17 protein-coding genes are annotated in these 18,039 nt (G+C 72.2%); 7 read left to right on the top strand and 10 right to left on the bottom strand.

Features of this window, described 5'->3' with window-relative positions; translation table 11 throughout:
* The first annotated feature begins 245 nt into the window (after positions 1–245).
* On the top strand, positions 246–938 hold the full coding sequence (locus ACR3IO_RS11530) for an NTP transferase domain-containing protein (protein ID WP_434071350.1): 693 nt from the start codon (positions 246–248) through the stop codon (positions 936–938).
* A 122-nt stretch (positions 939–1,060) separates the two neighbouring features.
* Here ACR3IO_RS11530 and ACR3IO_RS11525 read toward each other — a convergent pair whose 3' ends face one another.
* Positions 1,061–1,609, bottom strand: coding sequence for an ECF transporter S component (locus ACR3IO_RS11525; protein ID WP_434071349.1), 549 nt, complete (start codon positions 1,607–1,609; stop codon positions 1,061–1,063).
* Between the two features lie 76 nt (positions 1,610–1,685).
* Between ACR3IO_RS11525 and ACR3IO_RS11520 the strand changes: the two genes are divergently transcribed.
* The 3 genes from ACR3IO_RS11520 to ACR3IO_RS11510 all read left to right on the top strand — a co-directional run bounded on the left by ACR3IO_RS11520 (position 1,686) and on the right by ACR3IO_RS11510 (position 4,325).
* Positions 1,686–2,498: an ABC transporter permease gene (locus ACR3IO_RS11520; RefSeq protein WP_434071564.1), complete on the top strand. Its 813-nt coding sequence runs from the start codon at positions 1,686–1,688 to the stop codon at positions 2,496–2,498.
* On the top strand, positions 2,498–3,241 hold the full coding sequence (locus tag ACR3IO_RS11515; protein WP_434071348.1) for an ABC transporter ATP-binding protein: 744 nt from the start codon (positions 2,498–2,500) through the stop codon (positions 3,239–3,241). Before ACR3IO_RS11520 ends, ACR3IO_RS11515 begins: the two co-directional genes overlap by 1 nt.
* A 73-nt stretch (positions 3,242–3,314) precedes the next feature.
* Positions 3,315–4,325 carry a hypothetical protein gene (locus tag ACR3IO_RS11510; RefSeq protein ID WP_434071347.1) on the top strand — a complete coding sequence of 337 codons (1,011 nt, stop codon included), beginning with the start codon at positions 3,315–3,317 and terminating at the stop codon, positions 4,323–4,325.
* A gap of 3 nt (positions 4,326–4,328) precedes the next feature.
* Here ACR3IO_RS11510 and ACR3IO_RS11505 read toward each other — a convergent pair whose 3' ends face one another.
* The 5 genes from ACR3IO_RS11505 to ACR3IO_RS11485 form a co-directional block, all read right to left on the bottom strand.
* On the bottom strand, positions 4,329–5,624 hold the full coding sequence (locus ACR3IO_RS11505; protein WP_434071346.1) for a CDP-glycerol glycerophosphotransferase family protein: 1,296 nt from the start codon (positions 5,622–5,624) through the stop codon (positions 4,329–4,331).
* A gap of 96 nt (positions 5,625–5,720) precedes the next feature.
* Entirely contained in the window at positions 5,721–6,566 is an 846-nt protein-coding gene (locus ACR3IO_RS11500; RefSeq protein ID WP_434071563.1) for a glycosyltransferase family 2 protein, read from the bottom strand.
* An 82-nt stretch (positions 6,567–6,648) separates the two neighbouring features.
* Entirely contained in the window at positions 6,649–7,458 is an 810-nt protein-coding gene (locus ACR3IO_RS11495; protein ID WP_434071345.1) for a CDP-alcohol phosphatidyltransferase family protein, read from the bottom strand.
* A gap of 5 nt (positions 7,459–7,463) precedes the next feature.
* The gene (locus tag ACR3IO_RS11490; RefSeq protein WP_434071344.1) at positions 7,464–8,519 is read right to left on the bottom strand and encodes a glycosyltransferase family 2 protein; all 1,056 of its coding nucleotides are present in this window, start codon (positions 8,517–8,519) and stop codon (positions 7,464–7,466) included.
* 137 nt (positions 8,520–8,656) lie between these two features.
* The gene (locus ACR3IO_RS11485; protein WP_434071343.1) at positions 8,657–9,736 is read right to left on the bottom strand and encodes a S1C family serine protease; all 1,080 of its coding nucleotides are present in this window, start codon (positions 9,734–9,736) and stop codon (positions 8,657–8,659) included.
* 826 nt (positions 9,737–10,562) lie between these two features.
* Here ACR3IO_RS11485 and ACR3IO_RS11480 point away from each other — a divergent pair.
* Positions 10,563–11,780, top strand: coding sequence for an aminotransferase class I/II-fold pyridoxal phosphate-dependent enzyme (locus tag ACR3IO_RS11480; RefSeq protein WP_434071342.1), 1,218 nt, complete (start codon positions 10,563–10,565; stop codon positions 11,778–11,780).
* A complete protein-coding gene (locus ACR3IO_RS11475; RefSeq protein WP_434071341.1) occupies positions 11,780–12,334 on the top strand; it encodes a GNAT family N-acetyltransferase in 555 nt (184 codons plus the stop codon). Before ACR3IO_RS11480 ends, ACR3IO_RS11475 begins: the two co-directional genes overlap by 1 nt.
* Position 12,335: 1 nt before the next feature.
* Here the strand turns inward: ACR3IO_RS11475 and ACR3IO_RS11470 are convergent, their stop codons facing one another.
* The 4 genes from ACR3IO_RS11470 to ACR3IO_RS11455 are packed head-to-tail and all read right to left on the bottom strand — an operon-like array spanning position 12,336 to position 15,542.
* On the bottom strand, positions 12,336–13,178 hold the full coding sequence (locus ACR3IO_RS11470; RefSeq protein WP_434071340.1) for a carbon-nitrogen hydrolase family protein: 843 nt from the start codon (positions 13,176–13,178) through the stop codon (positions 12,336–12,338).
* A 9-nt stretch (positions 13,179–13,187) separates the two neighbouring features.
* On the bottom strand, positions 13,188–13,682 hold the full coding sequence (locus ACR3IO_RS11465) for a ClbS/DfsB family four-helix bundle protein (protein ID WP_434071339.1): 495 nt from the start codon (positions 13,680–13,682) through the stop codon (positions 13,188–13,190).
* A 44-nt stretch (positions 13,683–13,726) separates the two neighbouring features.
* A complete protein-coding gene (locus tag ACR3IO_RS11460; protein ID WP_434071338.1) occupies positions 13,727–14,632 on the bottom strand; it encodes an SDR family NAD(P)-dependent oxidoreductase in 906 nt (301 codons plus the stop codon).
* A 52-nt stretch (positions 14,633–14,684) separates the two neighbouring features.
* On the bottom strand, positions 14,685–15,542 hold the full coding sequence (locus ACR3IO_RS11455) for an LLM class F420-dependent oxidoreductase (protein ID WP_434071337.1): 858 nt from the start codon (positions 15,540–15,542) through the stop codon (positions 14,685–14,687).
* A 223-nt stretch (positions 15,543–15,765) separates the two neighbouring features.
* Between ACR3IO_RS11455 and helR the strand changes: the two genes are divergently transcribed.
* Positions 15,766–17,961, top strand: a complete 2,196-nt coding sequence (gene helR, locus ACR3IO_RS11450) for an RNA polymerase recycling motor ATPase HelR (RefSeq protein ID WP_434071562.1) — start codon at positions 15,766–15,768, stop codon at positions 17,959–17,961.
* The last annotated feature ends 78 nt before the right edge of the window (positions 17,962–18,039 follow it).

Genomic DNA, 18,039 nt, shown 5'->3' with positions numbered 1-18,039 from the left:
AACCTACCAACCTCCGTGGTTCCGGCGCTCCCGACGACGTCATGGCGCGCCCCGCACGCCTGTGCATTTCCTGTGTGCCGGATCACGATCCGACTACGACCTCGGCCGCGTTCAGCGTTGCGTAACCCCCGCCCGCTACGCTGATGAACGGCATAACGGTGTGTCTTCAACAGATCTTCCGGATGAACCGCACGTAAATTCTCGAATCGAGGTTTCGCGGCATCCGAACCATCGAAGGAGCAGCAATGACCACCCAGATCGTGATTCTGGCAGCCGGCATGGGGAGCCGGCTCGGACGATCCCTCCCCAAGCCGCTCACCGAACTCAGCGACGGCCGCACCATCATGCGCCAGCAGTTCGACAACGTCGAGCACGCGTTCGGCGCCAACGCCAGCGTGACGATCGTGGTCGGCTACAAGCTCGAGCACATCATCGAGGCGTTCCCGCAGGCGTCCTTCGTCTACAACGAGGAGTACGACCAGACGAACACGTCGAAGTCGCTCATGCGCGCGCTGCAGGCGTCGCAGTCGGGCGGCGTGCTCTGGATGAACGGCGACGTCGTGTTCGACCCGCGCATCCTCGACCGCGCCCTGCCGTACATCGCGCGCGACCAGTCGTTCGTCACGGTCAACCACGCGAAGGTCTCCGACGAGGAGGTCAAGTACACGATCAGCGCCGAGGGCTACGTCAAGGAACTGTCGAAGACGGTCAAGGGCGGCCTCGGCGAGGCCGTCGGCATCAACTACATCTCCTCGCGCGACAAGGCGGCGTTCCTCGCCCACCTTCGCCGCGTCGACGACCAGGACTACTTCGAGCGGGGCCTCGAGCTCGCGATCGAGAACAACGGCCTGCTCATCGAGCCCATGGACATCTCCGACCTCTACGCGGTCGAGATCGACTTCGCCGAAGACCTCGAGCGGGCGAACCACTTCGTGTGATCACAACCCCACAGCAGTGAAGAGCGGATGCCACGAGGCATCCGCTCTTCGCATGTCGGGGCTCGTCGACGCCGGCCCGACCGATCACCGGCCGGCCCTGTGCATTCGCTGCGAGCGACGGGTCAGGGCGCGTCGGCGCCGGCCTGCGCGACACCCGCACGGGCGAGCCGCGCGGCGATCAGTCGGCCGATCCACGTGAACAGCACGGGGCTGAGGACCCAGAGCGGCAGGGCGATCGCCCAGGCCAGCGGCGTGTAGTGCTCGGCCCCGAGGGCGAAGAACACGCCGACGGCCAGCACCGCCCCTGAGAACACGGCCGCGATGTAGAACATCCACGGCTGCCAGCGGCGGTACGCGGTGATGAGGAACGGCAGCTCGACGAGCACGCCCACGAGGAGGCCCGTGCCGACGAAGCGGCCGATCCACCACGGGGCGAAGACGGCGCCGACGAGACCGGCGATCACGCCCGCGAGCACCGCCGTGCCGGGACGCTTCAGGAGCGCCAGCGCCACGATGCTCGGCAGGAAGTGCGCACCGACGGTCACGCCGTAGAACAGCGGGCCGAACGCCGCGAACGCCGCGGCGAGGTAGCCGGACGCGCCCGCGACGAGACCGCCGCCGACGCCGATGGCCGCACAACTCAACAGGACCCGGGTCGTTGTACGCCGCACGACGCTCCTCTCAGATGACGCCGCAGACGACGCCGCTACAAATCTACCGGTGCGCGGCATCTACGATGAGATCGTGATGAGCACCACCTCGGTCGCGTACGGCGACACCCATCCACTGCAGCGCACCCGGTGGTCGCGGTACCGGCACGCGCTGTGGCTGCTCACCACGCGCGACCTGAAGGTGCGCTACTCGACGTCCGCGCTCGGGTACGTCTGGTCGGTGCTCGACCCGCTCGTCATGGCGGGCATCTACTGGTTCGTGTTCACCCAGGTCTTCCAGAAGCCCGTCGGCACCGAGCCCTACATCGTGTTCCTGCTCTCGGCCCTGTTGCCGTGGATGTGGTTCAACGGCGCCGTCTCCGACTCCACGCGCGCGTTCCTGAAGGATGCGAAGCTCGTGCGGTCCACGATGATCCCCCGCACGATCTGGGTGAATCGCATCGTGCTCTCGAAGGGCATCGAGTTCGTCCTCGCGATCCCCGTGCTGGCGCTCTTCGCGCTCCTCGCGCAGGCGACGGTCTCATGGCAGCTCGTCCTCTTCCCGCTCGCCATCCTCATCCAGGCCGTGCTGACCGCGGGCGTGGCACTCATCGTCGCGCCGCTCGTCGTCTTCTTCCGCGACCTCGAACGCGCGGCCAAGCTCGTGCTCCGCTTCCTCTTCTACGCGTCGCCGATCATCTACGGCACGACGGACCTGCCCGAGGGGCTGCAGTTCTGGGCGGCGTTCAATCCGCTGACCGGCATCTTCGGCCTGTACCGGGCCGGCTTCTTCCCAGACCAGCTCATCTGGTTCGAGGTGGCCGTGAGCGCGGTCATGTCGATCGCATTCCTCGTGGTCGGGCTGCTCGTCTTCCGCGGCAGCGTGCGCCAGGTGCTGAAGGAGATCTGATGGCCGAAACCTATGCGATCCGCACCGAGGGACTCGGCATCCGGTTCCGGCGCAACCGCCGCGGGCGCCGTTCGTTCAAGGACCTGCTCTCCGGACGTCGTCGCCGCACGCGTCCCGACGAGTTCTGGGCGCTCCGCGACGTGTCCATCACGGTGCGCCCCGGCGAGGCCATCGGCGTCGTCGGCCGCAACGGCCAGGGAAAGTCGACCCTGCTGAAGCTCGTCGCGGGCGTCATGATCGCCGACGAGGGCACGGTCGAGGTGACGGGCGGGGTCGCCCCGCTCATCGAGATCACGGGCGGGTTCGTCGACGACCTCACGGTTCGCGACAACGTCTACCTGACCGCCGGGCTGCACGGCATGACCAATTCGCAGATCGACGCGAAGTTCGACGAGATCGTCGACTTCTCCGGCGTCGGCGCCTTCCTCGACACGCCCTACAAGCACCTCTCGAGCGGAATGAAGGTGCGCATCGCCTTCGCTGTCATCTCCCAACTCGAGGAGCCGATCCTGCTCGTCGACGAGGTGCTCGCCGTCGGCGACAAGGCCTTCCGCGAGAAGTGCTACGCGCGCATCGAGGAGCTCCTCTCGGGCGGGCGCACGATGTTCTTCGTCTCGCACAACGAGCGCGACCTCCGCCGGTTCTGCAGCCGCGGCCTCTACCTCGACAAGGGCGCCCTCCAGCTCGACGGCCCCATCGACGAGGTGCTCGACCGCTACAACGCCGACCACGGCACGGCCTAGCACGCATCCCCCGACCTGTCCACGGGGGCGGTGCGGACGGCTTCGCCCCATCACGGTCACGTATCATCGCCGCATGCCCGAGCGCGTGCACAAGATCACCTCGATGGGCGGCTCCGCGCCGAACGAGCCGCCGATCGAGGGTGAGCCCACTCCTGACGCTCCCGCCCGGGGAGCCGGCCTCGATCGCGGCATCGACGCCGTGCTGTCCATCCAGCGGCCGGTCGTCGTCGCCCATATCCGCAGCATCCGCCGGCGGGTCCCGGATGCCTCGACCGAGCGCCTCGTGCGGATCCTCGAGCAACGCTACCTGGCCGCCGTCACCACCGGCGGCGCCGCCGTCGGTGCGACCGCGGTGATCCCCGGCATCGGCACGGGCGTGACGCTCGCCCTCTCGGGGCTCGAGACCGCTGGCTTCCTCGAGGCGACGGCGCTGTTCGCCCAGTCGGTCGCCGAGGTGCACGGCATCGCGATCGAGAACCCCGAGCGGGCCAGGGCCCTGGTGATGACGCTCATGCTCGGCCGGGAGGGCGTGGACCTCGTGCGCCAGTTCGCCGGGCAGGCGGGCGGCACCGGCGTCGCCCGCGACGTGTACTGGGGCGAGCTCATCACGAACGGCATCCCCCGCGCACTCGTGGGTCCGGTCGCCGATCGCCTCCGGTCCGTGTTCATCAAGCAGTTCGCCGTCAAGGGCGGCGCCGGCATCATCGGCAAGGCGCTCCCGTTCGGCATCGGCGCCGCCATCGGAGGCACCGGCAACCACCTCCTCGGTCGCAGGGTCCTCCAGCAGTCGCGGGTCGCGTTCGGCCGACCTCCGGCCCTGCTGCCCGCCGAGCTGGAATCGGGCGACACCCCGACGCTCGTGTCCGCGGCCACGGCGCGGATCACGCGCGCGGGTGCGGCGGTCGGCTCGGTGGCCGTCTCGACGAGTCGCGGGCTCCGCACCGTGGCGTCCCGCCTCGGCAGCCGCGGCGCGTCGTCCGGCGAGGAGCCGGTCGTCGGCATCGACGGTGCGGATGGCGCGGGCGACGTGGCCGACGAGGGCGAGGCCGCTGGGGCCCCGGAGACCGGCGACGAGGGTCGCTGAGCCCTACTCGACCTCGAGCTCGTCGTCGACGTCGGCCTCGACGTCGTGCTCGTCGATCTCGCCGTCTGCCGCGTGGAGGGCCGCGAACCGCTCCCACTCGGCCATCAGGTGGTCGACCGTGGCGTGGAAGCGCTCGGTCGTCGCGCCCGGCGTCGTGTCGCCGAAGTACCGGGTGACCCAGCGCTCGAGCCGCTCGAGCGCGGCCTCGTCGTGGGCGACCTGGTCGACGCGCGCGACGAGCGCCGCGGCATCCGACGCCTCGAGCCACTCGCAGGCCTGCAGGTAGCCGGCCAGGTCGATCTGCGCCGCCGGGTTCACCGGGCGGGTGATGAGCAGCGGCTTGCCCGCCGCGAGCCGGTCGTAGACCATCGCCGAGATGTCCACGATCGCGACATCCGCCGCCGCGAGCTGCCAGCCGAGCTTCGGGCCGTCGTCGAAGACGTGCTGCGCCGACGGATCGGCCGCGTTAGCCGCCGCGATGGCCGCGATGATCGCCTGGTTCGCCGCACCGTACTCGTGGTCGACGACGCCCGAACGCGGGTGCGGCCGGTAGATGACCCGGTGCCGCCCCGTCGCGAGCAGGCCCTGCACGAGGCCGACGCCGTGCGTGGCGATCGAGCCGTAGGCCGCGGCGGCGCGGTCGCCCTCCCACGTGGGCGCGTAGAGCACGACCTCGCGCTCGTCGGGCGTGTACGGCAGCGTCGTGCCGTCGAGGTAGTGGTCGGCCTGCGGGCGCCCGATCGGGATGGCCCGCTTGTCGAAGTCGTAGTCCCAGAGCACCTTCTCGAGCCGCGCGCGGGCGGCGTCGCCGGCGATGAGGGCGTAGTCGTAGGCCTTGAACTGGTTCGTCGTCATGTACATCTTGTCGGACTCGCCGTGGTTGATGAACACATGCCAGCGGCGGCCGTAGCGCATCATCTGGAAGTTCTTCGCGTTCTGGTTCACGTAGAAGATGACGTGCAGGTCCTGCTCGTGCACCACGCGCTCGAGGTCGGCGACCCGGCGCACGTAGGCGACCGGCAGCGGCGACTCGTCGAGCAGCTTCAGCGCGGCACCCGAGGCGCGGCTGAGGACCAGCACCGGATGCCGCTCTGCCAGCGTCGCGAGCGGCGCGTACCACTGGCGCAGCTGGTACAGGTTGACCTTGCCGTCGGCGAAGTACACGCCGACCCGGAACCGGTGGGGTTCGAGCGGCGCCTGGTCGGCCAGCTTCGCGACGAGCGCCCGCTGTGCGCGCCGCGACCACATGATCTCCTTGGCCAGCTTGACGGCTCGACGTGCATCTCTTCGCAATCCCACCGTCCAAGGGTAGCGACGCAGGGCTGGGCGGATGCCACGGAGCGGCCGCGGCGCGGGGACCGAGAGCCGATCGTTACCGGCCGGTGGCCGACCGCGTCAGACGATCGGCGGGCGGCCGGCGCGCGTCATCCGCCACACCGTGCGCCAACTCATCGGCCGCCGCTCCCCCGGGTGTTCGCGCCAGCCGGCGCGCCATCCGCCGAACCACGCCTTCAGCGCCGCCGGGCGCCGCGCCCAGCGGAGCACCTGGATGCCGGTCCAGGACGCGACGTAGAACGGCACGAGCACGTACGGCAGGTTGCGACGCGCGAGCCAGACGCGGTTGCGCGCATTCAGGCGGTAGTAGTACGCGTGCCGCGCCGGGTCGATGACCGGATGCCCCGCCTCGAGGTCGCCCGCGTACCAGGCGACGTGCCCGGTGTTCCACACCCGCCAGGCCAGCTCGATGCCCTCGTGGGCGTAGAAGAACGGGTCGGCCCAGCCGCCCGCGGCCTCGAAGACCCGCCGCGGGAGCAGCACCGCCCCCTCCCAGCAGGAGAACACCGCGCTGGAATGCGCCGCGTCGCCCTTGCGGATGCGCGGGATCCACCGACGCGGCGAGACGAGCCCCGTGGGGTCGACGACGCGCGGCTGGATCAGGCCGATCTCGGGGCGATCGGCCAGCATGCGGCATCCGTCGCTCAGGAAGGTGCCGCTCGGCAGGAACGCGTCGTCGTCGAGGAAGAAGAGCACGTCGCCGGCGACCTCGGGCACGCCGCGGTTGCGACCGGCCGGGATGCCCAGGTTCTCGGGCAGGTGCAGGGTCTTCACGCCGGCCGGGAGGGGCGGGTCTGCTGTAGCCGGGTCCCAGCCGTTGCCGACGCACACCACGTCGACCACGACGCCCTGCTGGTCGAGCACACTGCGGATGCCGCGGGCGAGGTCGTCGGGACGCGTGCCCATGGTGAGCACGACGACGCCGACCCGCGGCGGGACGGCCGTGACGGACCCGGTCGGCGCGGGTCGCGGGTCGGGACGCGCGGCGTCAGGACCGGACACGACGGGACGCCATGATCGCCACGAAGTGCCCGATCACGGCGAGGATCGCGAGCGGCAGCAGCGCGGCGAGCACGATGCGGTCGACGAGCGGCTGCCCGAACACGAGCCCGACGAGTGCGGCCGCGAACACGATGAGCGTGAGTTCGACCGAGTGGTAGAGGCGGTGGAACGGGAGGAACCTGGCGGCCTTGCGCAGCTTGGCGACGAGGCCCCCGCGCGGGGCGCTCTCGCCGTGGGTGTCGGCGAGCTTGGAGAGGCCCGCGTTGGCCCGCGCCACGTGCACCATGTCGTTGAGCGCCTTGTTGAGCACGATCACGAGCGCGAGCAGCGCCGCGAGCGTGGTCCAGAGGAAGTCGGCCGGGAACTCCAGCGGGTACGCGGCCGCCCGGATGCCGAGCGCCAGCGGGATGAGCGCCTCGGTCGTGTAGTGGCCGACCTTGTCGAGGAACACGCCCGCGGGCGACGAGGTGCGGCGCCATCTGGCGACCTCGCCGTCGCAGCAGTCGACCAGCATCTGCAGCTGGCCGAGCACGACGGCGAGCAGGGCGCCCCAGACGCCCGGGATGAGCAGCGCGGCGGCCGTCGACCAGCCGACGAGGATCATGAGGGCGGTGACGCCGTTGGCCGAGATCGGCGTCTTCAGCAGCCACCACGTGAGGTACGGCGAGAAGCGCCGCAGGTACAGCGACGCCGTCCAGTGCTCGGCGTTGCGCCGGCCGCGCACCTCGGGCGGCTGCGCGACGGCGCGGAGCTCGGCGATGCTCGCCGGCCTCGCGTGCGGGTCGATGCGCGACATCCGTGTCACCTTCCCGTGTGTTCTGCGATGTTGCTCGTCAGCGAGAGATACCCGGGCACGAAGCCCGCCCCCCAGAAGACGTGGATGCATGGCAAGACTACGAGAAACCAGAGCGCCGTGCGCGCACCGTGGCCGCGGGCGTACAGCAGCGTGGCCGCGATCACGAACAGGAGGTAGACGGCGGGGACCACGAATCCGAGGAGGAGCCACGGCGTCGCGCCGACCGCGGCCTGCACGAGGCCGATGACGCCGAGCACGAGTCCGAGGAACACGCCGACGACCATGACCGGCGGCACGAAGTACCGGATGCCGCTGGCCCCCGGGAACCGTCGTGCGAGCTCGCCGCGCCAGAGACCCGTGGAGAACATCTGCCTGGCGAGCCGCTCGAGCGTGGCGCGAGGGCGATAGGTGACCGCGAGCGCCGGGGTGAACCAGACCGTGCCGCCGTCGGCCCTGATGCGCCGGTTCAGCTCCCAGTCCTGCCCGCGCTTGATGCGCTCGTCGAAGAGCCCGACGCGGAGCAGCGCCTCGCGGCGGAACACGCCGAGGTACACGGTGTCGGCCGGCCCCTCCTCGCCGCCGACGTGGAACGAGGATCCGCCCAGGCCGACCTTGGTCGTGTACGCCAGCGCGACGGCCTTCTGGAACGGGGTGACGCCCTGGGCGTCCATGATGCCGCCGACGTTGTCGGCTCCGGTGCGCTCGAGCACCTCGACCGCGATGCGGGCGTAGTCGACCGGCAGCATCGAGTGCGAGTCGACCCGCACGACGACCGGGTACACGGCCGCGCGGATGCCGAGGTTCAGCCCCGCGGGGGTCGAGCCCACCGCGTTCTCGAGCACGTGCACGCGGCTGTCTCGTGCGGCGAGGTCGGCGACGAGCTCGTTCGTGCCGTCGATCGACGGACCGAGGGCGATGAGCACCTCCACCGGGCCGGTGTAGTCCTGCGCGAGGATCGACTCGACCGCCTCGCGGACGTGGGAGGCATCGTTGAGGACGGGCATCACGTACGAAACGCCGACGAGCGGCGACGTGGTCGCCTCGCGGTGCTGGTCGGGCATGTTCCTCACTCGTGATCGGGTCGATCGAGCCTAGCAGCCGACGCCTGCGAACCCGTGGTCGCTGCGGGACGCCGGAATGCGGACGGCGGTGCCGGACCTGTCGGTCCGGCACCGCCGTTCGGTGCGCTCGGTCGGGCTCAGCCCTCGAAGGTGCCGAGCGTGACGTCGACCGTCTTCGACTCGCCGTCACGCGTGTACGTGAGGGTCGTCTTCGTGCCGCCGGGCAGCGCCCGCACCTGCGCGGTGAGGTCGGTCTGGTCGGTGATCGGCACGCCGTTGAACTCGGTGATCACGTCGCCCTGCTCGAGCCCGGCACCGGCTGCGGCGCCGCCGTCGACGGGGGTGTCGGCGATGAGGGCGCCGACGCTGTCGCTGCCCTCGGCCGTCTCAGCCGAGGTGACCGACGCGCCCAGCAGGCCGTGGGTCGCCGCGCCGTTGTCGATGATCTCCTCAGCCACGCGCTTGGCGAGGTTCGAGGGGACCGCGAAGCCGACGCCGATGTTGCCCGACTCCGCCGACGAGCCGGTGGAGAGGATCGCGACGTTGACGCCGATGAGCTTGCCCTCGGAGTCGAGCAGCGCGCCGCCCGAGTTGCCCGGGTTGATCGCGGCATCCGTCTGGATGACCGGGAGCGAGACCTGGCTCGTCGCGGTCGGCTGCTGCTGCGACTCGCCGCCCTCGCCGCACTCGCCCTCGGGCAGGTCGAAGAAGAAGTCGAACGGGCTCTGCGAGCCGTCGCCCTGGTCGCCCTGGCTGCCGTCGTCACCCTCGGTCGAGTCGTCGGGCGTGGTCGGGGCCGCGGAGGACGCGACGTCGATCGAGCGGTTGAGCGCGCTCACGATGCCGTTGGTCACCGTTCCGGAGAGGCCGAGCGGCGCGCCGATGGCGATCGCCGTGTCGCCGACGTTGAGCTCGTCGGAGTCGGCGAACTCGAGCGGGGTCAGGCCCGACGCATCCGTCAGCTTGATGACCGCGAGGTCGGAGAGCGGGTCGGTGCCCACGACGGTCGCCGCGTAGAGGTGGCCGTCGGCGGTCTTGACCTGGATGCTCGGGTCGGCGATCTCGCCGTCGAGCGTGACCACGTGGGTGTTGGTCAGCACGTAGCCGTCGTCGGACAGGATGATGCCCGAGCCGGTGCCGGCGCCGTTGCTGCCGGAGACCGAGATGGTGACCACGCTCGGGCTCGCCTTCGCGGCGACCGCCGTGATCTGGTTCACCGAGTCGGTGTCGTTGACGACGACGTTCTGCGCGTCGGCCGTGTTGCTCGCCGTGGTGCCCTGGTCGTTGGAGTTGACGAGGGCCGTGATGCCAGCGCCCGAGGCGCCGCCGATGAGTGCTGCAGCGACGAGTGCCGCCGCGATGCCGAAGCCGACCTTGCGGCGGGGCGTGGCCTGGCCGGCGGCCCGCGGGGCGCCCCGGGCGGGGGGGGTGGGGGGGGCGCCCCCGCGGGGGGGGGGGGGGCGGGGGGGCGCCCGGGGGGGGCCGCCCGCGGGGCGGGGGGGGCGCCCCCCCCCGCGCCGGGGGGGGGGGGCGGGGGGGGGGGGGGGGGGGGGGGGGGGCGGGGGGGGGGGGGGGGGGGGTGGGGGGGGCGGGGCGGGGCAGGGGGGGGGGGGGGGCGGGGAGCCGCGGGAGGGCGGCGCGGAAGTCGGTCAGCCGGGTGTCGACGGACGCGGAGGCCGCGGACCGCGTCGCGGCTGCCGGAGTCGTGACCGCGGGGGTCGCGGCCTCCGTCGCCGGCGCGGCGTCCGAAGCGGGGGTGGAGACGTTCGTGGTGGCGGCATCCGTCGTGGGTGCCTCCGGAGCTGCATCGGTCGCGGCGGTCTGGGCGACCTGCGCGTCCTCGGGCTGCGTGGGTCCGTGAGTGCTGTCGGTCATGGTGTGCTCCTTCCAGGGCGAAGCCAGCTTCTCGCTGCAACCTGTGCAGCGCATCGGCGAAGTCTGTGTTCTTGCTATCCCCTGGCGGTGAAGGCTCCGAGTGCCTCGACACCGCGCAGGAACGCCGTGTGCCAGCGTAGCGGCCGCCGTCTGACGTACGGTGTGAGCGTGACCGACTTCGACCCCGCACGCCGCCTGCGTCCGTGGCAGCGCACCGCCGCCGGCGCGGGCCTGCTCGCGGCCGACGGCACCATCGCCGCCACGATCTTCGCCGAGATGAGCGCGCTCGCGATCCGGACCGGGGCGATCAACCTCGGGCAGGGCTTCCCCGACGAGGACGGCCCCGCCGAGGTGCTCGAGGCGGCCCGCGCCGCCATCGCCGACGGGGTCAACCAGTACCCGCCCGGCACGGGCATGCCCGTGCTCCGCGAGGCGATCGCCCGCCACCAGTCGCGGTGGTACGGCATCGAGGCGGATGCGGCATCCGAGGTGCTCGTGACCGCCGGCGCGACCGAGGCGCTCGCCGCCACGATCCTCGCGCTCGTCGACGACGGCGACGAGGTGGTGACGTTCGAGCCGTACTACGACGCCTACGCGGCGCTCATCGCACGGGCCGGCGGCGTGCACCGAACGGTGCCGCTCACCTTTCCCGACTGGCAGCCCGACCTCGACGAGCTCTCGGCGGCCGTGGGGCCGCGCACGCGCCTCATCATCGTGAACACGCCGCACAACCCGACCGGCGCCGTGTTCGACACGGCGACGCTCGCGCACATCGTGGCCCTCGCCGAGCGCCACGACGCCGTCATCGTGACCGACGAGGTCTACGAGCACCTCGTGTTCGACGGCCGGCACGTGCCCATCGCCACGTTGCCGGGCGCCCGCGAGCGCACCGTCACGATCTCCTCGGGCGGCAAGACCTTCAGCACGACGGGGTGGAAGATCGGCTGGCTCGTCGCGCCGGCGCACCTCGTGACGGCGATCCTCGCGGTCAAGCAGTACCTCACGTACGTCAACGGGGCGCCGTTCCAGCCCGCGATCGCGGCGGGACTCGACCTGCCCGACGCGGTGTTCTCGGATGCCGCGGCCGGCCTCGCGGCCAAGCGCGACGTGCTCGCCGCCGGGCTCGGGGCGGCGGGGTTCGAGATCTCGCTCCCCACTGCCGGGTACTTCATCGTCGCGGATGCCGCGCCGCTCGGCTTCGACGACGGCGCCGAGCTCTGCCGCCGCCTGCCCGACCTCGCCGGCGTCGTCGGCGTGCCGATCTCGGCGTTCGTGCATCCCGAGCGGCGCGCGGCGACCCGGAGCCTCGTGCGCTTCGCGTTCTGCAAGCGACTCGAGGTGCTGCAGGAGGCCTCGGCGCGGCTCACCGCCCTGGGCGCCCGCTGATGCCGGTCGACGCCGGCATGGTGCTCCGCCATGCGACGCGGCGGGACCTCGACCTCACCGAGTCCATCGAGAACGAGGCCGATGCGCTGCTCGTGGCGCTGCTGCGGCCCGAGCACTGGACTCCTGCGCCGACCGGGCGCGAGCGCGGGTCGCTGCCCGGCTTCACGCTCATGGCCGTCGAGCGCGGCACCGAACGGGCGGTCGGCTTCGTGCACGTGCTCGAGGTCGACGGCTTCGCGCACCTCGAGCAGGTCTCGGTGCTGCCGGATGCGACGAGGCGGGGCTTCGGCCGCCGACTCGTCGAGGCGGCCGTCGACGAGGCCGCAGCCCGCGGGTACGACCGCATCACGCTCCGCACGTTCGCCGACGTCCCGTGGAACGCGCCCTTCTACGCCACGTGCGGGTTCGTCGAGACCGAGCCCGCGTCGGAGTTCCATCGCGGGCTCGTCGCGGTCGAGGAGCGGCTGGGGCTCCCGGCGCTCGGCCGCCGCATCCAGATGACGCGCCGGCTCGACGCGGTCCCGACCCAGGACCCGCCCGCGGCCCCGGCCTGACTCAGCGCGGGACGACGCCGAACCGGCGCAGCCGCAGGGCCGGGTTGACGCGGCGCACCGCGGCGATGCGGGCCGCGGAGACCCAGGCGACCGCGACATCCGTCGACTCGCCGATGGTCGCGAGCTCGACGCCCATCGGGTCGACGATCATGCTGTTGCCCGCACCGATCGGCGGGGCGTGGTCGGCCGCGGCGACGAAGACCGTGTTCTCGAGCGCCCTCGCGGTGGTGAGCACGCGCCAGTGCGCCTCCTTCAGCGGACCGCGCACCCATTCGGCGGGCATGCACACGACGTCGGCGCCCGCGTCGACGATGCGCCGGGTGACCTCGGGGAAGCGCGCGTCGTAGCAGGTCTGCAGTCCGAAGCGGAGGCCGCCGGCCACGAAGGTCTCGGGCTCCTCGACGGCGCCCGGCGCGACCCACTCGGACTCCTGCTGGCCGAAGGCGTCGTAGAGGTGCAGCTTGCGGTAGGTCGCCACGACGCCGGCCGCGGGCGCCACGGCGACGACGGTGTTCGAGACGCGCCGCTCCCCCTCGACGCGTTCGATCATGCCGGCGACGAGGTGCACGTCGAGCCGGTCGGCGAGCGCGGCGAGCGCCCGCGCGAACGGGCCGTCGACCGGTTCGGATGCCGCGAGCCACGAGGCATCCGGCTGGGGCGTGAAGTAACTGGAGTACTCGGGGAAGACGACCAGGCCGGCGCCACGGGATGCCGCGAGCTCGGCCAGGCGCGTGATCTCGGCGAGGTTCGCCGCGGCGTCGTCGCCGGGCGCGAACTGGGCGACCGCGACGCCGAACGCGGACTCGGTCGGCGTGCCGGCGGCATCCGTGACGTCAGGACTCATGCTGCGATGCTACGCACGTGCGGCGTCGAGCGTCTCGAGCGCCCACGCGTAGTGACCGCCGAGGCACTCGTGCACCGGCTCGGCGAGCGGTCCGCCGAGCCAGTCGTGCGCGGCGGGATCGAAGAGGTCGTCGTCGCTCAGCGTCTCGATGCGGGCGAGCACGGTGATGTGGCTGCCGCGCAGGCGCTCCCGCGCCTCGGCGAGCGACTTGCCGCGGTATCGCTCGCGGAGCACCGCGTTCAGCTCGTCGAGCTGCGCCCAGGTGTACCCCTCGGCGGGGTAGGCGACCGGCTCGCCCGCGCGTTCGGCGTCGAGCCAGCCGAGGAGCAGCTCGTGCCACGCGTGCAGGTGGTCGATGACGTCTCGGATGTCGCGGTCGCGCCCCTCGCGCGGGAACGGCGCCTCGCGCTCGGCCTCGGGGATCGACTCGATGGCCTCATCGAACCGGTGGAATCCGCGCACGGCGGCGGCCTCGAGCTGGACGCGATTCGTCGGTACCGACATGAGGCAATGCTAGGACAGCCGACCTGCCGAACGAAGGGGCGCGATCACGCGGTCGACGCGACGCGCTCGGCGAAGCTCCACACCGCCGCCGCGGTGGCCGGGTCGTCGAGCCTGCGGAATCGCCGCGCGGGCGCCGGCGGCCCCGAGAGCTGGAAGGCGCCGGACGGCGCGACCATCCGACCCGCGCCGACCTCGCCCGTGAGCGCGGCCAATGCGGGTTCCGCTGCCTGGGCCGGCGTGCTGCCCAGCCCCCGGCTGAGCCGCGCCTGGGCGGCGGACGCCCGCGCCCGGAGGTCGGCGGCGATGCCCGTGTCGGGGGCGATGCCGGGGTGGCAGAGCTCGACTCCCACGTCGCTCGCACGCCGGCCGAGCTCGACGCCGAAGAGCCCGAGGGCGAGCTTCGAGGCGCCGTACGCGCGGAGCGGGGTGTACCGCTCGATCCCGAGCGTGTCGTGCAGGTCGAGGCGGCCGGTCGCCGCGGCGAGGCTCGTCTGCACGGCGACGCGCGCGTGGCCCGCCACGAGGAGGGGCAGGATGGCGAGCACGAGCACGGCGTGCCCGAGGAAGTTCGTCTGGAAGTGCAGCTCGTAGCCGTCGGTGCTGACGTGGCGCACCGGGTCGCCGAGCAGCACGATGCCGGCGTTCAGCACGAGGAACTCGAACGGGCGGGAGTCCGCGTTCACGACGGCGGCGAGCGCCCGCACCGAGTCCAGCCGCGCGAGATCGAGGTCGGCGAGCTCCAGTCGGGAATCCGGAGCCGTCCGGCGGATCTCCGCCATGGCGCGGGCGCCCTTCTCCCGGTCGCGCACGGGCATGGTCACCTCGGCGCCGGCCCCGGCGAGCGCGCGCGCGATCTCGAGGCCGATGCCGCTGCTCGCACCCGTGACGAGCGCCCGTGCACCGCCCAGGTCGGGCAGGCCGGCCGAGCCGGTGGCGCGTGATCGGCGCATGGCCCGAGCGTATCGAGGCGTCGGGATCCGGCGCCTCCGTGCGGACCCGGAGTCAGGCCGCGACGGTGCGCGCCCCCGCGATGAGGTCGACGACGTGCTCGGGCTCGGGCATGCCGATCGCGTACACGTACGTCGCCGTGAAGCCGAGGCCCTCGAGCTCGCGCACCGTGGCGGCCACCGTGTCGGGCGTCGACTCGGGGGTCACGGCGATCATCGCGGTCTTCTCGATCTCGTCGTAGTCGCGGCCGACGGCGTCGCAGTGGCCGCGGAGCACGTCGAGCTTGCGCGCCGACTCGGGCGTGAATCCGATGTTGCAGGCATCGGCGTACTGCGCGACGAGGCGCAGCGTCTTGCGCTCGCCGCTGCCGCCGATCATGAGGTACGGATGCGGTCGGGTGAGGGACTGCGGCGAATTCAGCGTGCGCCCCAACTGGTAGACGGCACCGTCATACGGCTCCTCGGAGTCCGACCACATCTGCAGAGCGATCTGCACCGTCTCCTCGAGGCGCCGGAACCGTTCGGCGACCGGCGGGAACTCGAAGCCGAGCCCCTCGGACTCCTGCACGTTCCACGCCGCGCCCACGCCGAGGCCGACCCGACCGCCCGAGAGCACGTCGAGCGTGGTCACCTGCTTCACGAGGAGCGCCGGCTCGCGGTAGATCACGCCGGTCACGAGGGTGTGGAGCATCGCCTTCTCGGTGTTCGCGACGATGAAGCCGAGCGTCGCGTACGCCTCGAGCATCTCGTGCTCGACCGGCCCGATGCCCGGCAGCTGCCAGAAGTGGTCCATGACCGTGATGCGCTCGATGCCGCTCGCCTCGGCGTTGCGCACGTGCCGTGCCAGTGCCGGGCCGAGGTCGCGAGCGCCGCTCGTCCACGTGTAGTCCGCGATGTGCAGTCCGAATTCCATGCCGATGCGCTCCATCCTCGACGGGCGGATGCCGCATCCACCCCGAAGCGTCAGGCTACGCCCGATTCGCGGCCGTTCGCCCCGGCGCTGACGACGTGGGCGGACGCACCGTTGGAAACGCGAAAGGCGGACACCATCGTGCCCGCCGTAGCCAGTTTAACGCAGGGAGGGGGCCTTGCCGCAAGGGCCCCCCTCTGATGCAGAATGGTCCGTCGCACGCACCATACCTCGAGGAGAAGTCCTGACCAGCACCGCATTCAACCTGCCCGATCGCCTCGCCGTCAAGGCGGGGCCCGACCTCATCGCCGACGACGAGGCACACTTCGCGGCGATCGCCGCGAGCGTCGAGGAGTCCATCGCCGAGACATCCGCTCGCCTCGACGCCGCCCGCCTGGAACGCGGCGGACACGGCCAGCGCGCACTCGACCGCGACCTCGAGGTCCACCGCCTCACGAGCCGGCTCCGCACCCTCCGACGGTTCGGGCTCGACCTCTGCCTGGGGCGCATCGTCGGCGACGACGGAGCGGAACCCGTCTACATCGGCCGCACCGGGCTCACCGACGACGCGGGCCGCCGGCTCCTGCTCGACTGGCGCTCCCCCGCCGCCGAGCCCTTCTTCGGGGCGACGCACGCCGATCCCATGGGGCTCGCGAGCCGGCGGCGCTACCGGTGGACCCGCGGCCGGGTCACCGACTACTGGGACGAGGTGTTCGCGCCCGATGCGCTCGAGGGGCGCGCCGCGCTCGACGACCAGTCCGCCTTCATCGCGAGCCTCGCGGGCACGCGCTCCCCGCGCATGCGCGACGTGCTCGGCACCATCCAGGCCGACCAGAACGCCATCATCCGCGCCGGATCGCGGGGCGCCCTCGTCGTCGACGGCGGACCCGGCACGGGCAAGACCGTCGTCGCCCTGCACCGCACGGCGTACCTGCTCTACTCCGATCCGCGCCTCGGGCACCGGCACGGCGGCGTGCTGTTCGTCGGCCCCCATCAGCCGTACCTCGACTACGTGTCCGACGTGCTGCCGAGCCTCGGCGAGGAGGGCGTGGAGACCTGCACGCTCCGCGACCTGCTGCCCGAGGGCCCGGCCGCCGTCGCCGAGGCCGAGGCCGAGGTGGCGAGCCTCAAGTCGTCGGCCCGGCTCGTCTCCGCCGTCGAGGCCGCCGTGCGTCACTACGAGGTCCCGCCGATGACGGGCATGTCGATCGAGACGCACTGGGCGGATGTCTGGCTCGACGCCGCCGACTGGGCCGAGGCCTTCAGCGCGCCCGAGCCCGAGACGCCGCACAACGAGGCCCGCGGCCGGGTCTGGGACGAGCTCGTCGCGATCCTCATGGACCACCACGACGAGGTCGAGGTCTCCGACCGGATGGTGCGGCGGTCGCTGCAGCAGAACCCGGCCCTGCGCACCGCGTTCAACCGCGCCTGGCCGCTGCTCGACGCCGCGGGCGTCGTCGGCGACCTCTGGTCGGTGCCCGCGTACCTCCGGGCGAGCGCGCCGTGGCTCACCGCCGAGGAGGTCGCAACCCTGCAACGAGCGGATGCGCGCGCCTGGACGGTCGCGGACCTGCCGCTGCTCGACGCCGCCCGGCAGCGCATCGGCGACCCCGAGGCATCCGCTCGCCGACGCCGGCGCGAGGCGCTCGCCGAGCGTGAACGCGAGGAGATGAGCACCGTCATCGACCACCTCATCGACGCCGCCGAGTACGACGACGGCGAGGGCGAGGGCGTCATGACGATGCTGCGCGGCGAGGACGTGCAGAACTCGCTGCTCCGGCACACCGCGGCGCCGAAGAGCGACCCCGAGGTGCTCGCGGGCCCGTTCGCGCACATCGTCGTCGACGAGGCCCAGGAGCTCACCGACGCCGAATGGCAGATGCTGCTGCTGCGCTGTCCGTCGCGGAGCTTCACGATCGTCGGCGATCGCGCCCAGGCACGGCACGGGTTCACGGAGTCGTGGCGGGAGCGGCTCGAACGCGTCGGGTTCGGCGCGGTGCACGTCTCGTCGCTGACCGTCAACTACCGCACGCCCGAGGAGGTCATGGTCGAGGCCGAACCCGTGATCCGGTCGGCCCTGCCCGATGCGAACGTGCCCACGTCGGTGCGCAGCAGCGGGCTGCCCGTGCGGCGCGGGGCGCTCGCCGAGCTCGGGCCGATCCTCGACGGGTGGCTCGCCGAGCACGCCGAGGGCGTCGCCTGCGTGATCGGCGTCGACGAGGGGACGGATGTCGCGAGCGCCGCCGTGCCGGCGACGTCGCGCGTGCGGATGCTGACGCCCGAACTCTCGAAGGGGCTCGAGTTCGACCTCGTCGTGCTCATCGACCCCGACGGGTTCGGCGACGGCATCGAGGGGGCCGTCGACCGCTACGTCGCGATGACGCGTGCGACCCGCGAGCTCGTGATCCTCACGAGCGACTGAGCACCCGAGCGACCGAGGGAGGGGCCGCGCACCGCTCGCGGCCCTTCCCGGTCCCGGCGGGACACGGGCACGACCGGC

Source organism: Agromyces sp. Marseille-Q5079, assembly GCF_051016555.1.
Classification (GTDB): domain Bacteria; phylum Actinomycetota; class Actinomycetes; order Actinomycetales; family Microbacteriaceae; genus Agromyces.
The sequence above is the reverse complement of the archived record's forward strand: the minus strand, read 5'-3'. Positions and strand labels throughout refer to the sequence as shown.